Source organism: Thermoanaerobacterium sp. CMT5567-10, from assembly GCF_030534315.2.
Lineage (GTDB): Bacteria > Bacillota > Thermoanaerobacteria > Thermoanaerobacterales > Thermoanaerobacteraceae > Thermoanaerobacterium.
Window position 1 is genome coordinate 791,491 of the sequence record NZ_CP130558.2, and the last position, 16,003, is coordinate 807,493.

At 37.6% G+C, this 16,003-nt stretch carries 17 protein-coding genes; 1 reads left to right on the plus strand and 16 read right to left on the minus strand.

Annotation, left to right across the window (positions count from 1 at the left end):
• Positions 1-9: 9 nt before the first annotated feature.
• The 9 genes from Q2T46_RS04195 to Q2T46_RS04235 form a co-directional block, all read right to left on the minus strand.
• Positions 10-807: a phage antirepressor KilAC domain-containing protein gene (locus Q2T46_RS04195; protein ID WP_303264143.1), complete on the minus strand. Its 798-nt coding sequence runs from the start codon at positions 805-807 to the stop codon at positions 10-12.
• 4 nt (positions 808-811) lie between these two features.
• The gene (locus tag Q2T46_RS04200) at positions 812-2,734 is read right to left on the minus strand and encodes a bifunctional 3'-5' exonuclease/DNA polymerase (protein WP_303264142.1); all 1,923 of its coding nucleotides are present in this window, start codon (positions 2,732-2,734) and stop codon (positions 812-814) included.
• A 58-nt stretch (positions 2,735-2,792) separates the two neighbouring features.
• Positions 2,793-3,545 carry a hypothetical protein gene (locus Q2T46_RS04205; RefSeq protein WP_303264141.1) on the minus strand — a complete coding sequence of 251 codons (753 nt, stop codon included), beginning with the start codon at positions 3,543-3,545 and terminating at the stop codon, positions 2,793-2,795.
• 121 nt (positions 3,546-3,666) lie between these two features.
• Positions 3,667-4,068, minus strand: a complete 402-nt coding sequence (locus Q2T46_RS04210) for a hypothetical protein (protein WP_180367002.1) — start codon at positions 4,066-4,068, stop codon at positions 3,667-3,669.
• 4 nt (positions 4,069-4,072) lie between these two features.
• Positions 4,073-5,431 (minus strand): DEAD/DEAH box helicase, encoded by a 1,359-nt coding sequence (locus Q2T46_RS04215; RefSeq protein ID WP_303264140.1) that lies wholly within the window; start codon positions 5,429-5,431, stop codon positions 4,073-4,075.
• The gene (locus tag Q2T46_RS04220) at positions 5,398-5,568 is read right to left on the minus strand and encodes a hypothetical protein (RefSeq protein WP_156946390.1); all 171 of its coding nucleotides are present in this window, start codon (positions 5,566-5,568) and stop codon (positions 5,398-5,400) included. The genes Q2T46_RS04215 and Q2T46_RS04220 overlap by 34 nt, the downstream gene beginning before the upstream one ends.
• Positions 5,555-5,758 carry a hypothetical protein gene (locus tag Q2T46_RS04225; protein ID WP_028306835.1) on the minus strand — a complete coding sequence of 68 codons (204 nt, stop codon included), beginning with the start codon at positions 5,756-5,758 and terminating at the stop codon, positions 5,555-5,557. The genes Q2T46_RS04220 and Q2T46_RS04225 overlap by 14 nt, the downstream gene beginning before the upstream one ends.
• An 81-nt stretch (positions 5,759-5,839) precedes the next feature.
• Positions 5,840-6,229: an RNA polymerase sigma factor gene (locus tag Q2T46_RS04230; protein WP_028992620.1), complete on the minus strand. Its 390-nt coding sequence runs from the start codon at positions 6,227-6,229 to the stop codon at positions 5,840-5,842.
• Positions 6,230-6,372: 143 nt separating this feature from the next.
• Entirely contained in the window at positions 6,373-6,525 is a 153-nt protein-coding gene (locus tag Q2T46_RS04235) for a hypothetical protein (protein ID WP_303264139.1), read from the minus strand.
• Positions 6,526-6,781: 256 nt separating this feature from the next.
• Between Q2T46_RS04235 and Q2T46_RS04240 the strand changes: the two genes are divergently transcribed.
• Positions 6,782-8,011 (plus strand): CGNR zinc finger domain-containing protein, encoded by a 1,230-nt coding sequence (locus Q2T46_RS04240; protein ID WP_303264138.1) that lies wholly within the window; start codon positions 6,782-6,784, stop codon positions 8,009-8,011.
• 23 nt (positions 8,012-8,034) lie between these two features.
• On the opposite strand, the gene Q2T46_RS04245 is transcribed toward Q2T46_RS04240, so the two are convergent.
• The 7 genes from Q2T46_RS04245 to rlmD form a co-directional block, all read right to left on the minus strand.
• Entirely contained in the window at positions 8,035-9,324 is a 1,290-nt protein-coding gene (locus Q2T46_RS04245) for an LlaJI family restriction endonuclease (RefSeq protein WP_303264137.1), read from the minus strand.
• 22 nt (positions 9,325-9,346) lie between these two features.
• On the minus strand, positions 9,347-11,212 hold the full coding sequence (locus Q2T46_RS04250; RefSeq protein WP_303264136.1) for an McrB family protein: 1,866 nt from the start codon (positions 11,210-11,212) through the stop codon (positions 9,347-9,349).
• Between the two features lies 1 nt (position 11,213).
• Positions 11,214-12,287, minus strand: a complete 1,074-nt coding sequence (locus Q2T46_RS04255; RefSeq protein ID WP_303264135.1) for a DNA cytosine methyltransferase — start codon at positions 12,285-12,287, stop codon at positions 11,214-11,216.
• Positions 12,284-13,009, minus strand: a complete 726-nt coding sequence (locus Q2T46_RS04260) for a site-specific DNA-methyltransferase (protein WP_303264134.1) — start codon at positions 13,007-13,009, stop codon at positions 12,284-12,286. Before Q2T46_RS04260 ends, Q2T46_RS04255 begins: the two co-directional genes overlap by 4 nt.
• A 32-nt stretch (positions 13,010-13,041) precedes the next feature.
• Positions 13,042-13,254: a helix-turn-helix transcriptional regulator gene (locus tag Q2T46_RS04265; RefSeq protein WP_303264133.1), complete on the minus strand. Its 213-nt coding sequence runs from the start codon at positions 13,252-13,254 to the stop codon at positions 13,042-13,044.
• A gap of 505 nt (positions 13,255-13,759) precedes the next feature.
• On the minus strand, positions 13,760-14,269 hold the full coding sequence (locus tag Q2T46_RS04270) for a helix-turn-helix domain-containing protein (RefSeq protein ID WP_125475718.1): 510 nt from the start codon (positions 14,267-14,269) through the stop codon (positions 13,760-13,762).
• Between the two features lie 302 nt (positions 14,270-14,571).
• A complete protein-coding gene (gene rlmD, locus Q2T46_RS04275; RefSeq protein ID WP_303264132.1) occupies positions 14,572-15,939 on the minus strand; it encodes a 23S rRNA (uracil(1939)-C(5))-methyltransferase RlmD in 1,368 nt (455 codons plus the stop codon).
• Positions 15,940-16,003 lie beyond the last annotated feature (64 nt).

Consider the following 16,003-nt stretch of genomic DNA (forward strand, 5'->3'; position numbering starts at 1 on the left):
ACCCCCTGCCTATGCGCTTTTTTGTTCACGTTCGATTACAGGCAATATACCTTTCTTGTTTTTAAGAAGGTCATAGATAAATAGCCTTCCTTTTTGTGTCCAATACGTGTGCATTACGCTTCTTTCTGCATCAATAGCATGAGTCTTGGACTGCGTGTATCCTTGATCGGCGTACTCCTGATATAAAAGCCAGCAGTTTCCCATTTTGTACTGTACTCCAAGCTCATGAAGCAGCTTATTGAAAGCGCGGCCAGACATTCCGTAATCCTTGGCAATCTTGCTGATCGGCACAAGGCTTTTATTTTGCAATATGAGATCATAATAGCTCGCTTTGGGCTTCAACTCACTGATAATCTGTTTATTCTTTGCATTTTCTATTTCTAAAGCTTTCCGCCTGTCGCGTTCTGCCTTTAGTTCAGAGAAAATCCTGATGCCATACTCCGGATTAGAAATCATCTCTTCGATAACTTTATCTGTAGCATAAACTCCATATTTTCTGATCATGGGCAGCACTTCATCAAAGACCCATCTTTCAAAGCGTTCAGCAGCAGGAAGTTGGGATTTAACTATCAGTCTGAACAAATCACCTTCAGGAATATAATTTATGTTGATGGTTTTTTCAGGATTTTGCGGATGAGGTACCTCACGTTTTGTTAGGTACTTACAATGATCTATTACTGCCTTGTGTGGGTTACTGTATCCCAGCATCCTTGCACAATCTGTTGCAGGGAAGTATTCCTTTCCATCAATAACGAGTACTTTAAGTTCGCCAAATTCTGTATTCTTAAAAACCTGTAAATTATTCATAATATCAATCCTCCATTTCTTTCATTTCTCCAAAATTTCTTCCTACCGAAGCCTCTGCCACAATAGGTACATCAAATTCAGGGAAGGGTTGTGTTTCCATACACTCTTTTATAAAAACAACTGCTTCGTCCGCCTTGTCTTCCGGTAATTCAAAAACCAGCTCGTCATGTATCTGCAGTATAGGTTTCAGCCAGAGCCTTTCGGGAAGTCCACTGATGATGCGCCCACAGGCAAGCTTTAGAATATCTGCCGCAGTACCTTGAATGGGTGTATTTAATGCGCACCGCTCGGCAAACGACTTCTTGCCCCAATCTGATGACCGAATTCCCAGCAAGTATCTTCGCCTGCCCAACCATGTTTCTGAATAGCAGCTTACAGCAGCCCGCTTTTTTACCTCATCCTGCCATTTGGCAAGACCGGGGTATCCGGATTTCAAGTTTTGAATGATGGTCTCACATTCGGACAAAGTTGGGTTCAGCCCAGCTTTAAATTTAAGTGTTCTCTGTAAGCCAGTAGGAAACAGGCCATAGAACACACCGAAATTGCAGTTCTTTGCAATGGTCCTGCGCTCTTTATAATGTGGAGCATTTTTGTCTGCTGCCTCCTCAAAAGGAATGCGGTAAATAACAGAAGTGGTCTGAGCATGGATATCACCGCCAGTACGATAGGTTTCCAGCATACGTTTGTCCCTGCAATAAAATGCTCCGACGCGCAGTTCTATCTGTGAAAAGTCAAGGGATAAAAGAACCTTTCCGGCTGGCGAAATGATAAATTTCCGTACGCCTATTGGGTCATTATCTTTCTGCGGGCAATTCTGCATATTCGGGTTTCTTGACGCAAATCTGCCTGTCTCTGTCCCCAGTGGCATAAGGTCCGGATGAATCCTGCCGGTATCCTCATCAATAAATCGAAGATAACCGTCTATATAGGTGGATTTGAGTTTGCCCCATTTGCGGTACTCTTGCACCAGATCAAATAAGCGAGCAAGTTCAGGCCTGTTGGATTCACACCATTCTTTTAACAGGATCATGGTTTCATCATCGGCAGCTTCCTGATGTTTTGCGGTCGTTTTCATTACCGGAAGACCGAGATTCACAAAAAGATATTTTTTAAATGCTGAAGTTGAAGCATTTGCCCCAATCTCTACATTGCCGATAATTCCGGCAATCTCTTTTCTGATACTGACAATCTTTTCTGCGGCTTCCGCTTGTTTCTTCAGCATGGCTGACTTATCCACCAATATGCCGTTATACTTCATTATCCCGACATATACTGATGTAGGCGATTCTACCTCTTCCACAATAGTTCTGTGTTTGGGTAAAAATCTATCAAACCACTGATTGAAAACATGATACAAGCGAAGAGTGTAGTCGCTGTCAGCACAAGCGTAGCGGACAGTCTTCTCATCCTGAGGGTTCAATTCATCGAAAAACCGACCTTCAGTAACCGTTGAGAATTCTGTCATTTCTGCTTTGCAGAGTGCAGGCGCAAGCGTTTTAAGTCCGCTGTCAGCAAGACTTCTGAATTCCCACTTGCTTTTTAATGTAAGTTGTGATGCTGCAATCGTGTCATAGCAAGGCTTTTGAAGGACGATACCTCTTGCGTAAAGGAACATAGACTCAAAAGCCAGATTATGAGCAACTTTTATTACATCTTTTGATTCGAATAGTAATTTCAGATAATCCCATATTGCCGCCTGGTTCTCTGCATTTCGCCCGCTACGATGTTTAAGTGGAACATATATAGCAGTCCCTTCTGATACTGAAAAACTGATCCCTGTAATATCTGCTTTATGAGCATCCAGAGCTGCACTTTTATCGTTCCTCCATTTATCGCGGGGTGACGTTTCAAAGTCGAAAGCAAATAGGACAGTGTTTTTCAGATACTCTTTTATTTCAGACAGCATATAAACACATTTGTATCCCATGCGGTTCTCCTTTCCGCCCTATCGGAGATAGAAAGTTCCTCTCCGATAGGGCCTTTGATCACTTAAGCGGCTCAGTAATTTCACCTGATTCAGGGTCTACATTTATTACCTCTTCACCGGCAGGTTCAGTGTCATGGCCGACTCGGGTACTGAATGCTTTGACCTGCTCGGAAAGCTTGGATATCAACGCATATTCGTCAGCGGTCAGATCCCGATCTACAGCAAACTGAGCCTGTGAATAGGTGATACCGCTTGAATTGGTCGCCTTTTTCAATGAAAAGCGGGTAACTACGCTGTTCGATTTTTTACCTTTAGAAAGCAGCCTTTTGATGTAGCGGGAAAACTCTTTAAGCGATCCAGTAGGCAATGAGAGTATCAACGGGAAAATCTCCCCTTCACGCAGTACATATATCCTGCGGCGGTTCTTGCAAGCTTTGCTGCCGTTTTCCCCCGAACCGAACTGATTATATGGACATTTGGCACAGCTTCCTCCGGGGTCTCCTTCACCGGTTACACCATCAAAGCTTCCACAATCTGGCGGGTTACTGCCTCCGGTATACTTGTCCTTGAAATATGCGTAAAGTGGATGATGATAAAGGATAACAGCTGAAAATTCCTTGACGGTATCCGGTTCTCCGGGATTCTCCCCAGGCACTTCAAATACTGTGCTGCCTGCGGACGGGATTTTTATGCGTTCAAAAGTCATGTCAAGACCGTCAAGCTCTGATGCCATTGCCTCATCAAGGTTGAAATCAGCGAGTTGAAGGAAACCTGTATTTTCGTTAATAGTTACGAGTTCATTGTTTTTCATGCTTTTATACCTCCGTAATTATGAATTTGAAATGTAATCAATATCATTGTTCTTTGAAACATCGTTCTTCGAATCGTTATTCTTTGAACATTAATATTGGAGCATTGCTCTTTGAACCTATTCACCTTGCTGCTTTCCGCACAGTTACTGTTGTCTTTTCGAAGACATTCACAAGGCCTTTCAGCCAGTCCGGAAGCTCGTCCCCATTCTCCGCAATCTGTTCTTTAACAAATGCTGACAGGGAATTTGCATTGACTGTTTCATAGATGAGTTCTCCAAAGCCTTTACTGCGTAGTGCGTCAAACAGTTCCTCCTTCATGCCTGCGGCAGCACTGGCTCTTGTTGTCGTTGAAAGGCAGAACATTGTTCCTGCTCTTGTGAAGTTTTGCGTCTCACTGCTGATCATCAGCTCAGACAGACGGTATTCGACCTCGTCAATCTCCGCATTTATGCTTTTCAGTTCCTCTTCAACAGCCTTCTTTGCCTCGCGCAGCTCCTTAAGACGGTCAGCAAGTTCAAACATCGCATTATTGCTCACAGCTTTCACCTCCCTCTGGGGCAAAAGGATTTGCTCCTTTGCGGTAGTCGTCTATCAGCATTTTTGCAAGATCTGCCTTATTGCGCAGAGCAGTCAGGATTTTTGAGTCTACAGTACCCTTGGCGATAAGGTAGATATATGTGCAACCGTTCTTTTGTCCAACTCTATGGATACGGGCTTTTGTCTGCTCGAAATTCGACATGGAATAATCAAGGGAGTAAAATACCATTGTGCTTGCAGCGGTTAGTGTAATACCGAGTCCAGCGGTTGCAATCTGGCCTACAAACACCATGCAGTCAGGATCACATCGAAACCGGTGGACTTGCTCTTGGCGATCCTTAGTTGCACCATAAATACACGCATAACCGATGTTCTTCTTCTCCAGCAACCTGCATATGGCATGAATCTCAGGGATAAACCTTGCTATAACAACCAGCTTATGTCCTTCTTGAATACTGCTTTCAAGGATATCTTCAAGAGCTTTCAACTTGGCATCACTGACTTGCTCGATTTTCCCACCGTCATCGCTTCCGATGAAGCCGCCGGTTAATTGCGAAAGACGAAGCAAGCGTGTCAGTATGTTTGTAGCTGTTACTTCTCCTGCTGACAGCTCAGTATAGCTTTGTTTGACAAGCTCTTTATATTTCTTTAAAGTGACAGGCTCAAGCTCAATATGGCGAATAATATCGGTGGTTTCCGGCAAATCCAGGCACTCCGCTTTGGTCGCCCGGAATGCAATGCTGTGAATCCTTTTCATTAAATCCTGTTCCATTGATTTTTTCAGCACTGGCGTATGGTTGCCATAGCCGACCATGTTGAAATAACGGTTTCTGAAGGCATAGAAGCTGTTTCCAAAGATGCGTGGATCGAGAAACTTATATTGACTGAATACATCTATGGCTTTGTTGGTTATAACCGTTCCTGTCAATAGGAGCCGATACTGGGCAAGCAAGCCCAATCGGTGCATTGCTTTTGAAACCGCTGTATTATGAGTTTTAATTTTATGTCCTTCATCGGCTATGATAAGGTCAGGATGCCAGTTTGCCAGTTCCTTTTCCATTCTCCATGCAGATTCGTAATTGACTACCACCACATGGACACCTTCGCCAGTTAAAAATCTTAGCTGTTGGATTTTCTTTTGAATCGTGCCATTAAGGACTATAAGCTGATATGGGAAATCTGCGAACCGTTTAAACTCGTCTTCCCACACTCCAAGAATGGAAAGCGGTGCAACAATCAGCACACGTGTTATTCTTCCTGCAGCAAGCAATGCTCCTATAATGGCGATTGAGACAAGAGTTTTCCCGGTGCTGGTCAGCCCATTTCCATCAGGAGCGCTGCACCCCATCCGGAAATGGCAGAAACACCACCACCCTTCAAAAGCCCAAATAGACTGCAGATGAAATTGAAAGCACGAATCTGATGCTTATATGGTCTGCCCTTTATGGGCATTGGAATAATTTCTTCGCGTTTAGAATGCATCAAGATCATCTACCTCCGAAACTTCGCGGATATCGACAGACTTTACACTGTTACCAGGAACAATAATCGTTACTCTCTGTTTTCTCCCCAGCAGATATTGCAAAAACCTTTCTCGTAGAGTGACATTGCGACATTTCACAATACCTAAATCTCTGTCATTATCCGAGATATTGATTTTGAGTTTGTGTTTCATATGCTCTTTTCACCTCATCTTTCTTAGGACTGATGTTTTGGCCCTCACTGTTAGGCCACGAAAACAGTAAAAGTAAACCCCCTAACTCAAAATTTTTTTTAGTTTTTCATGGATCTTTTTCATGCGGTTTGTAATAGCCATCTTACTGACCCCTTCTTCTCGTGCTATTGAAGCAAGGGATTCATTATTGAAGTACACCCTTCGTACCAGTTCTTTTTGCTGTGGGAGAAGACTATCGATGGCTTTTAGCAATGTCTCATTTTCTTGAGTTCTTATGTACTCTGCGGCAATGTTGGTATTGCTTGCGAAAATCTCTCCCTCATATTTCATTGCATCAAGTGATGTATGTCGGCGAGTCTCTTTATGGTTAATGTTGTATTCCTGGCGGTCAAGTTCGACCAGAATTTCTCCCCACTCTTCAGACACTTCAATTTCAATGGTTTCAGTATTAAAGTGATATTTGATTTTCATTTGACTCGGCTCCTTGAATTTCGAATCTTTGAAATCCGCAGAGCCAACGTCTTTTTATCCGCAAAGCAGAAAGACGGGCAGGAAACACTCTTTAGTGTTAAACCTGTCCGTCTAGCGGCTCTGCGGGTAATAATTTAAGTTGTTTAGGATTTTGGTCTTTGATTAATAACAGTCAATGATCCATCTGAGTTGAATTTCAATATTGTTTTATAACCCTTGTGCACTATTTCTACAGTCTTTGATCTTTCATCTACACAGCAGACTAACTTTCCATTTGCATTTCTAATCTTTGTCATTCAATCTCCTCCAAAAAATAGATAGCAGAGATGTGAGACTTGTCCTCATCTCTGCTATCTATTCTAAGCAAGCACAAATAGTAAGTGAATTTATTAAAATTCATATTACTATTTTTATAAATTATATATTTTATTATTGTAAATATTACTTTTATAAGTTATAATTATATAAGATATTATTTTATAAATTACTACTTTGTTCTACTTTATAAACTTATTATTTAATAGCTTATTTTAAAGTAATAAGGAGAATAAAATGGACAACCCAAAAGAGAAATTTTTAATTATGACGAATAATCTATTTACCTTCGATAGTTACTCATGTGACTGTGTAACAGATATTGAAAACATTAGACCAGGAGAAGTAAAGAAAACGCTAAAGATACAGGGCTTAGCAGATCAGCCAATTCGTTTTGCATTTGCACCAGATAAGGGTATGGTACGTTTAGCAAAATCGGGTTCTATTGATAGCGATCGTATATTAACACAATTATTATCACTTCCAGAAAACAACATAGATAAACTATTTGAGTTTTTCAAAGATTATGGTTTCTTTTTTCCTATAAGCACTGATGAATACGAAGCTATTGATATTTTTTCATTATTTGATTTAGTGAATCGTATAAAAGCTGTTGTTTTCTTAATGAATGAGCTAGGTGATGTAAAAAAAGATTATAAAAAAATGTTAAGCATGGTTTTATATCTTCAACTAAAGCCGCCAATACAATTATCTTTCCATTGCTTTCAACAACCATATGTCACTTGCCAACACCAGCTATATTACGAAATAGAAAGAGCATCAGATTTGCCTCAGATTAACAATCCATATGAAGAATTTAACAGTGATTTTTATACGATTGTTGATACAATATATCCCCCATCGTATCAGTTAGATATCGAAGAGTATACCAATATAGTAAATGGGTATGATAAAGATACACCAGGAGCAACCCAGTCTCAGTTTTATAAGAATGTTACACGCTTATATCGAAATGCTCCTAATTTATCTTATGAGTTACGTCTTATGATTGATTTTCTTTTCCATTATCAAAAAAATATTGGAATCATTAAGAGTTTTGATGATTTCGGAAAAGTTGAGTATTATGATACTGACGAGAACATCTGCATACGTTATAATTTAAATTTTGATGATAAAATGAAAAAAGCATTGATTGAAATTGCAAAAATAACAATCAGTGAGGAACTGGAGTATAACCTTCAAGGTATATATCCTCGCTATGATGTTAAAACCATGTCTCCTTCCTGGGCAATTTCTGATATGTTAACAGGAATATATTTCTCTATATTTTATATGAGACCCGGCTTAGAACTATATCGTAAATGTGAAAACCCTAACTGTGATAGATGGTTCTTAGTTAAAACTACATCCACTAAGAAAAAATATTGTTCCTCATCATGTAGTAATTCCATGGCACAAAGAAACCATCGAAAGCGAAAGAAGGAATTAGAAAAAATAAACCCCTGAACCATGGTCAGGGGTTTATTTTTTTAAACTACAGCTGAGATGCTATCCGTTGGTAGTGCACCCTTATTCCGTTCAAAAGCACTTTCAATAGATTTTGCCAACTGCATAATTTGGTTTTCTGTTTTACCGATATAATGATGCATTAAATAATGGATATCGACGACAATTCCTTGCACTCTCTCATACTTATGCCCTTTTGTTTTCCAGTCTCCTGTAGCTTCACCAATATTTAAAAATATTTCATTTGAGTTGAATAAATTATCTTTTGCGTTATATGGCATAATGAATGCATTGAATACCGGCACATCTTCGCCATATTTTTCTTTAAACTTCTGCTGTGTATATATGTATTCGCCATATGTAATTTGCTTATTTATTGATGAAGATTCTGGTAAATCGTTAGGATCCCCGGTGATACCAAAACGATAGTATTTTGCATCTAACACATATATTTTTCCATCATATAACATTATAGTATCGGGTTCCAAAGCAGCATTGATTCTCTTTTTTCCTGTTCTAAGTAACCATCTGGTTCTAGGGAAATAGTACTGTTTATCCTTTATTCCAAACACTCTATCAATAAGTTTCTCCCATACATATTCAAAACGATCTGTACCGAAATAAAACTGTTTCTGATTAGGTTGCTCATCCAAATATTCTATCATGGAAATCATTGCTGAGAAAAGCCTTTTATCTCTATCATTATATGTATTAGCCATTTTTTCATACAACACTGATAAAAACATTTTATCATCTCTTTGCAATAATGGCTTCTCAGGTAGATACGGAGTAAACAGCCATCCCAATTTAGAAAAACTCTCATAAACGCAATACTTGTGTATTTGAGTAATCAAATTCTTATCATTTGGAGACGAGACCCTTACAGTATACTTTGTATAAATAGGAGAACCATTAGCTTGAATTAACGAACGCTGTCTTTTTATTGTTCTTGGCCAGTCTATTTTTCCTCGGTCGTTTGTTTTATACTTTGGTTCCTTTTCAGTATAATATCCATTTTGCTCCATGAAGTAATTGATTATTTCCAAATAAGCATTAATAGGGAAGTCCACTGATTGAGGTGCTTCAAATTTCTTCATGGGAAGAATTCTGTCATCTCGGCTTGTAAATTCAGCTAAGACTGAGAAAAGATGAAGTATGTCCTGACGTAAATCTTGCTCAGTTTTCGGTAATTCATAGCCAATAGGAAAATAAACCACTACATTATCTCCTTCGGCTTTAACACCGACAAATCGATCTCCATCATCATTTTTATTCACTCGGCATCGATTGAACAAATCAGAATCAATTGCCAAATTATCTCACCGCCTTTATTCACTATTCATTGGTTGCATTCTCCGGTGACAAAAACGCATTATAAATCTCTTCTTTAAAAATAGTAAACCGTTCATTTCCTTTGGAAGATTTGAATTTTCTAACAATATCTTCTAAACTAAAATATAAATTCGTTTCAAAAACAGTATCTCTTGAAAATTTAAACGCATCGTCCCATAAATATTTTAATACTTTTTCCGGAAAGCGGCTATTGTCATGAGATGCTTTAATCCTTTCTTCCATTGGAAGTGAAATATCATCTTCCGCAAAGTTGTATTCTAAGTCCCGTTCATGAACAAAAAACACGCCAAGACGTTTATCCTCAGATGAAGTCATATGTAAGTTCTTTTTTAGAATAATATCGTTTATAACAGTATTAAATTGTTTCCATGTGATATCAGTGTCCAATATTTTATGATTTGCGAAATTTGGGTCTACCTTATCCATATCATTCTCAATCATTCTCATAATCCATCTGCGCTGAAATGCTGTATCTAAAGTGAAAACATTTTGGTCAGAAGTATTCATAGTTCCAATAATATACATGTTTGAAGGAATACGTACCAGCTTGCTTTCATCTCCATAAACTCTTCTAGCAATATCTGCATTTGAAATTCCATATTCACTATTTCCTTCAGCATCTCTGTCTAATAATTGGAATACATCCCCAAATATTGCAGGAGCATTGCCTCTATTTATTTCTTCAATTATAAGGTAGTATTCTGCGCCAGGATTTTGGTATGCTTTTTTCAGTAAACGAGTAAAAGGGCCTTCTGTAAACTCATAACTTACTAACCCGTCTTCCGATACTTTCGGCAAAATTTGCCCCACAAAATCTGAATATGTATAATCAGGATGAAAGACAACTCTCTCCATACGTAATGGATCATCACAATATTCAGTTTTTATAGTATAACTTTTACCGGCACCAGGTACACCATATAAAAGAATATTACATCCGCCAGTTTTTCTTTGTACCAAGTAATCCGATACTGATTCAGCCACTATGTCTTCATTCGGTTTTACTTCAACTTCATAAATCCTACTAGATGATAAAGCCAAATAAGTATCTACTCGTCTTTGATATAATTCGATATTTTCTTTAGCTTGTACTATTCCAGCATTATAGTTTAAATAAGGATTTAGCCCATCAGATAATAATGATTTAAGAATTCTAAGAGGACCTTTTGCTTCTCCATCACCGTTAATATCTACAGAATCATTAGTTTCAATAATTTTTTTATATATGCTATTTAAATTAAATATTACATCTTTATCTCCATCAACAAGTTTAAAAACAGCATTTTCCGAAAAAACAGTGAGAATTTTAATCAATCTAGACTCATAAGACTTATCAAAATCTATCGGAATGCCGAGCCAATTAAGTAAAACTGCATAATAATTTTCATTGTTTGCCGAAATAACTGAGTCTAAAATATCCATGTGTACTGTATAGTATAATTTTTTAGGATACCTAATACGTCCAGTACGTTCTGCACTTGCAGGCTTATTCTCATCTGTAAACTTAATTCTAGCCATTCTCCAAACTAATTCAAATGCAACTATCAGAGATTCCAATTGTGATTTAAACATTTGGTTTTCATTCACTTTTGAAATAAAAGTTTCATCTGATATACCCACAGAAGAGTAAATTGGCTTTAAAGTAGTTATTAACGATTCTTCAACTTTTTTATCTAAAATAATACCCTCATTTTTTTGTTGTGAATACACTAACTCAGCAGGTTTATCAGAGCTTTCCCATAAAAGAATTAATAAAGCAAGAGTTGATTTAGCATTGGGCAATGAAGATTTAATACCCAATTTTAAGTCGATCTCACTATAGTTTGTAATATTATCAGGCCTTTTCATGTTATCTGATTCCCCCATCTTTTCCCATATCTAATTTTATTATTTTAGCAATTTCTTTGGCAAGTAAAGGTGGCACGGCATTTCCTACTTGTTTCATTTGCGAACCCTTTGTACCTATAAATCTAAAGGTATCTGGGAATGACTGCAAACGTGCAGCTTCACGTACAGTGATAGCTCTATCCAAAAATGGATGTGTAAATTTCCCAGAAGAAGGTGTATCAAATCTCGTTGTAATTGTTACAGATACTTCATCTTTACACATTCGTGTCCATGTTCCACTATAAATTGATTTTGTTAAATGCTCCTTCGGTAAAACTTCTTTCCCACTATTCGGTGGGATCATCGCTAACCGTTTAAGTGCTAACTCTGAATGTCTTGTAGCAACATGGTTATAAAGATACTTACTCCCATCTCGCATTTTTATTTGATACTCACTCTGTGGTTCAAACTTGTACTCTTGCTTTTCAGAACCCTCTCCGGAATTTAAAAATGCCAAATCACTTATTGCATCCCATATAGTTACTCTAGTATTATGTGGTTTTGGTAAATCAGGAGCAGGAGCCCCTTTTTTACCAATAATAATTGTTCTTCTTCGATTCTGAGGTACCCCGTAGTCAGCTGCATTTAAAATACCCATATTAAGTGAATAACCCAACTTATTAAATAACTCATTTATCTCTTTTTTAAAATAACCATTTTCAGCTGTAAGAAGGTTCGGTACATTTTCCATTACAAAATACTGAGGACGGATATAATCGACGACAGCAACGAAATATTTAAATAAAAAATTCCGTTCGTCATTAATTGTTCTCCGTTGTCCTTTCTGAGAAAATCCCTGACAAGGTGGCCCACCAATAATGACATCTATTTTATCACGATACTCAGCAAATGTATTTTCTATCGGTAAACTTTTTATATCTGCAACAATCATTTTAGTATTGGGATGATTCAATTTATAGGCCTCTGCAATAGATTCATCGTATTCATTTGCAAGAACAACATTAAATCCTGCCATTTCAAACCCAAGTGAAAGGCCACCAACCCCCGCAAATAAATCAATTACTGTTGGTTTCATTCTTTCACCTCTTGTATACGACGTGTTGCAATCTGAAAATAGTTTTCATCTATTTCAATTCCAATAAAGTTCCTATTATTTTTTTTGGCAGCTACACCAGTGCTCCCGCTACCCATAAAAGGATCAAGAACTGTATCACCTTCATTAGTTAAAACTTTAATGAAGAACTCCATCAACTGAACTGGTTTCTGTGTAGGATGTTTGCCATATTTACGCTCGCCATTTGCTGCTACTGCCGTTTCTATAAAATCATGTAATACTTTTCCATCATTATTAAATGTACCTGTTTTTTTCTTATATGTGAAATATACCCACGCTTCCGTTGAATTTACAAAATGTAAATTCATATTACGTGGCATTGGATTTAATTTATGCCAGATACCTGTAGTTTTGTAATATAATCCGTGTCTCTCCGCAATTTTAATGAGAGTCTCCACTTTAATAATTGACATAAAAACAAGCATTGCACCACCTTTTTTAAGAACTCGAACCGCTTCCTCAAAAAAGTTATCCATTGATTTTTCCCACTCTTCAAAACTCAAATTGTCCCAGCCAGCTGCAGCAAAAAAGTTATCACGCATTTTCTTTAGATTTGTGTCCCTATCTTTCATAAAGTTACCTAAATTATATGGAGGATCAGTTAAAATAAGATCGATAGAATCACTCGCTAGGCGCTTCATAGCGCGTATGCAATCTTCGTTATATAAAATTGAATCAGCCATAGTTCATTTCCTTCTTTTCACTATTTATTAGTTCAGCTCCGTTCGCCAAGTTCAACCTCGACTATCTCACTTAGTTGGCATTTCAATGCTTCGCATATACGTACCAATACATCCAATGAAACGTATTCATTTTTACGCATCTTAGAAAATGTACTTGGAGCAATGCCAGTAGAAAGATGCAAATCGGATAAATCTAAATCATCATCGATTAGTTTTTTCCAAAATCTCTTATAATTGACTCCCATTTTTGCACCTCATTTTTACTTGGATAATATAATCACATTATAAATATTATAACATCGTTAATTTGACTTTTCAATTAATATTTCGAGTTCTCGTAAAATAGTTTGAAAAATCGAATCTACTATGATGGTGAATAATATCACGGAATTTAATATGACAATGGTATTAAGCTATATAAATCTAACCTATTTTCTCAACCCCCCGTAAAAAAGGCGTTTATCTAATCTGGTAACTCAACTATAAACTTTCAAGGTTATTGATATGTTCCCGCGAACATTAAAAATAAGGGTTTACTGACATTATCACCTCTGGCAAAGTAGCCGAGAGAAAAACAATGTCTGGAAACCCTTTATTTATAGGTATTTGTAATCCTTCTATTTCTCTACCCTTGATAGAGTAGAACAGTGGGGTCGAGTTCAAGTCCGGCGTCAACGTCGATATAAACGAATAAGAGCAAGCTGCCCTGAAGGAAATTTACCTATAGGGTGGCTTGCTCTCTTTGTTATCCTACTGCTTTTTTCTTGTCAGGACTATACCGATGATTCCGCCTATCAACACAATGGGCGCTAATCTGAAAAAGAACCATTCAAACGCATGAAAGAATGTTCCTACTACTGCAGTTTCAGGATCACTGAAGTCCCATCCTAAGTAGGGACTATTCAGAGAAATAAAAATCACTGCAGTTATTACTATAAGTGTACATAGCACGATAAACAGCCAGTGAATGATTTTTCGTTTCGCAGCCTTATTTCTTGCCAACTGCAAATTAATAATTTCCAGCTTCTGAGAGATTGCTTTCAAATCATCGGCAGGAGCTTCAACAGAAGTCTCACCAAGCAAAGTGCTTACCGGCGTTTCGAGTGCATCTGAGATAGAAATCAACATTTCAGAATCCGGAACTGATAAACCACGTTCCCACTTGGATACAGTTTGCCTGACAACATTCAGCTTTATTGCAAGTTCTTCCTGTGAAAGCCCTTTAGATTTTCTGATTGCCTTAATGTTTTCGTTTAACATATGCGAAAACCTCCTTTCACAGTCATTTTAGTCCAATAGCAGCCGTTGCCACAAGCAACGCTTATTAACATCCGGCAAAACTCTTTATTTTCAAGCCTTCCGGCTTTAACATCTAATCCGCTCACTCAGCGGTCAAAAACATCTATCCTCGACACTCAAAGAGCAATATCTAATCTGGCAACTCAACTATGTGAAAATCTCCCGGAAGTCGCTCCGTAGATATGTTTCTATAGATCGTTTCGTTTCCGTCTTCCGGTCTTGCCCAAAAACCAGAAAAGCCCATAAATCAAGCCTTTCAGAGCCTATTTATCCTCTTTCCTTGACATCAATACCACCGTCTCAACGTGATATGTGTATGGAAACATGTCGACTGGTTGTACTTTTTTTATTTTATATCCATTGTCTTCAAAAATCCTTAAATCCCTTGCCAATGTAGTCGGGTTGCAGGAAACGTAAATTATTTTTTCAGGATTCATCTTTATGGATGCTTCTACAACATCTTTGTCTAATCCTTTTCTTGGAGGGTCAAACACTACGACATCTGGCTTTAAACCTTTATTACAAAGATCTTTCATGACATCTTCTGCTTTTCCAGCAATGAATTCTGTATTATCTACTCCGTTTATAGCTGCATTTCGCCTCGCATCTTCGACAGCATCTGGTATTACCTCTATTCCGTACACTTTTCTTGCATGTTCTGCAAAAAATATAGATATTGTACCTATACCGCAGTACACGTCAAAGACGGTTTCATCACCTTTTAAATCAGCATATTCCAACGCTTTTTCATACAGCACTTTAGTCTGAACGGGATTTACTTGAAAGAATGACAAAGGGGATATTTCAAACTTTTTGTCTCCAATAAAATCTGTAATATACTCATGGCCGTATATGACAATATTTTCGTTACCCATAACTTGATTCCCGTAATTTTTGTTTACATTTAAAACAACGCTTTTTACGTTTTCAATATTTCTTTTAAGTCGGCTTACAAGTTCTTTTTTGTGTGGAATATTTTTGCCATTTACCACAACAATAACCATGACTTCTTTTGTTGCAAAACCAATCTTTGTTATCACATGCCTTAAAAGCCCTTTCCCAGTTTTTTTGTCATAAACTGTAATCTTATAATTGTTTGCCCATTCTCTTACAGTTTTCATGGCTTCTATACTATAATCGCTTTGAATCATGCATGAATCAATTGCAATGATGTTGTGGGATTTTGAAGCATAAAATCCAGATTTAATATTGCCATCTTCAATGCCAACTGGATATTCTGCCTTGTCGCGGTAATAAAGTGGGTTATCCATTCCTATAGTATCATATACAATAGTATTTATCTTTCCGATTCTTGATAGGCTGTCGTCAACGACTTGTTTTTTAAATTCCAATTGTCCTTTGTAGCTTAAATGTTGTAATGTGCAACCGCCGCACTTGCCAGCGTAGATACATTTCGGCATAATTCTTTCCTGTGATGGCAATAAGATTTTTTCCACATGTGCATTTAAGTAATTTTTGTGTTTTTCATCTATTTGGGCTAAGACCTTCTCACCTTTTAAAGCACCTTTTACAAAAACAGCAATTCCATCTAACCTTCCAACACCCTGTCCCTCATGTGCCATATTGTCAATGTATACTTCATATATATCGCCAATGTTGATGTTTTGCAATAATTATCACTCCAAATTCATATTTTCATACACAATTATACTCTATTTAAACAATGAAAAACAG

Coding starts and splice junctions, on each gene's coding strand:
- Q2T46_RS04195 (WP_303264143.1), bottom strand. CDS start 807: ATGAATAATTTACAGGTTTTTAAGAATACAGAATTTGGCGAACTTAAA.
- Q2T46_RS04200 (WP_303264142.1), bottom strand. CDS start 2,734: ATGGGATACAAATGTGTTTATATGCTGTCTGAAATAAAAGAGTATCTG.
- Q2T46_RS04205 (WP_303264141.1), bottom strand. CDS start 3,545: ATGAAAAACAATGAACTCGTAACTATTAACGAAAATACAGGTTTCCTT.
- Q2T46_RS04210 (WP_180367002.1), bottom strand. CDS start 4,068: ATGTTTGAACTTGCTGACCGTCTTAAGGAGCTGCGCGAGGCAAAGAAG.
- Q2T46_RS04215 (WP_303264140.1), bottom strand. CDS start 5,431: ATGGGGTGCAGCGCTCCTGATGGAAATGGGCTGACCAGCACCGGGAAA.
- Q2T46_RS04225 (WP_028306835.1), bottom strand. CDS start 5,758: ATGAAACACAAACTCAAAATCAATATCTCGGATAATGACAGAGATTTA.
- Q2T46_RS04230 (WP_028992620.1), bottom strand. CDS start 6,229: ATGAAAATCAAATATCACTTTAATACTGAAACCATTGAAATTGAAGTG.
- Q2T46_RS04235 (WP_303264139.1), bottom strand. CDS start 6,525: ATGACAAAGATTAGAAATGCAAATGGAAAGTTAGTCTGCTGTGTAGAT.
- Q2T46_RS04240 (WP_303264138.1), top strand. CDS start 6,782: ATGGACAACCCAAAAGAGAAATTTTTAATTATGACGAATAATCTATTT.
- Q2T46_RS04250 (WP_303264136.1), bottom strand. CDS start 11,212: ATGAAAAGGCCTGATAATATTACAAACTATAGTGAGATCGACTTAAAA.
- Q2T46_RS04255 (WP_303264135.1), bottom strand. CDS start 12,287: ATGAAACCAACAGTAATTGATTTATTTGCGGGGGTTGGTGGCCTTTCA.
- Q2T46_RS04260 (WP_303264134.1), bottom strand. CDS start 13,009: ATGGCTGATTCAATTTTATATAACGAAGATTGCATACGCGCTATGAAG.
- Q2T46_RS04265 (WP_303264133.1), bottom strand. CDS start 13,254: ATGGGAGTCAATTATAAGAGATTTTGGAAAAAACTAATCGATGATGAT.
- Q2T46_RS04270 (WP_125475718.1), bottom strand. CDS start 14,269: ATGTTAAACGAAAACATTAAGGCAATCAGAAAATCTAAAGGGCTTTCA.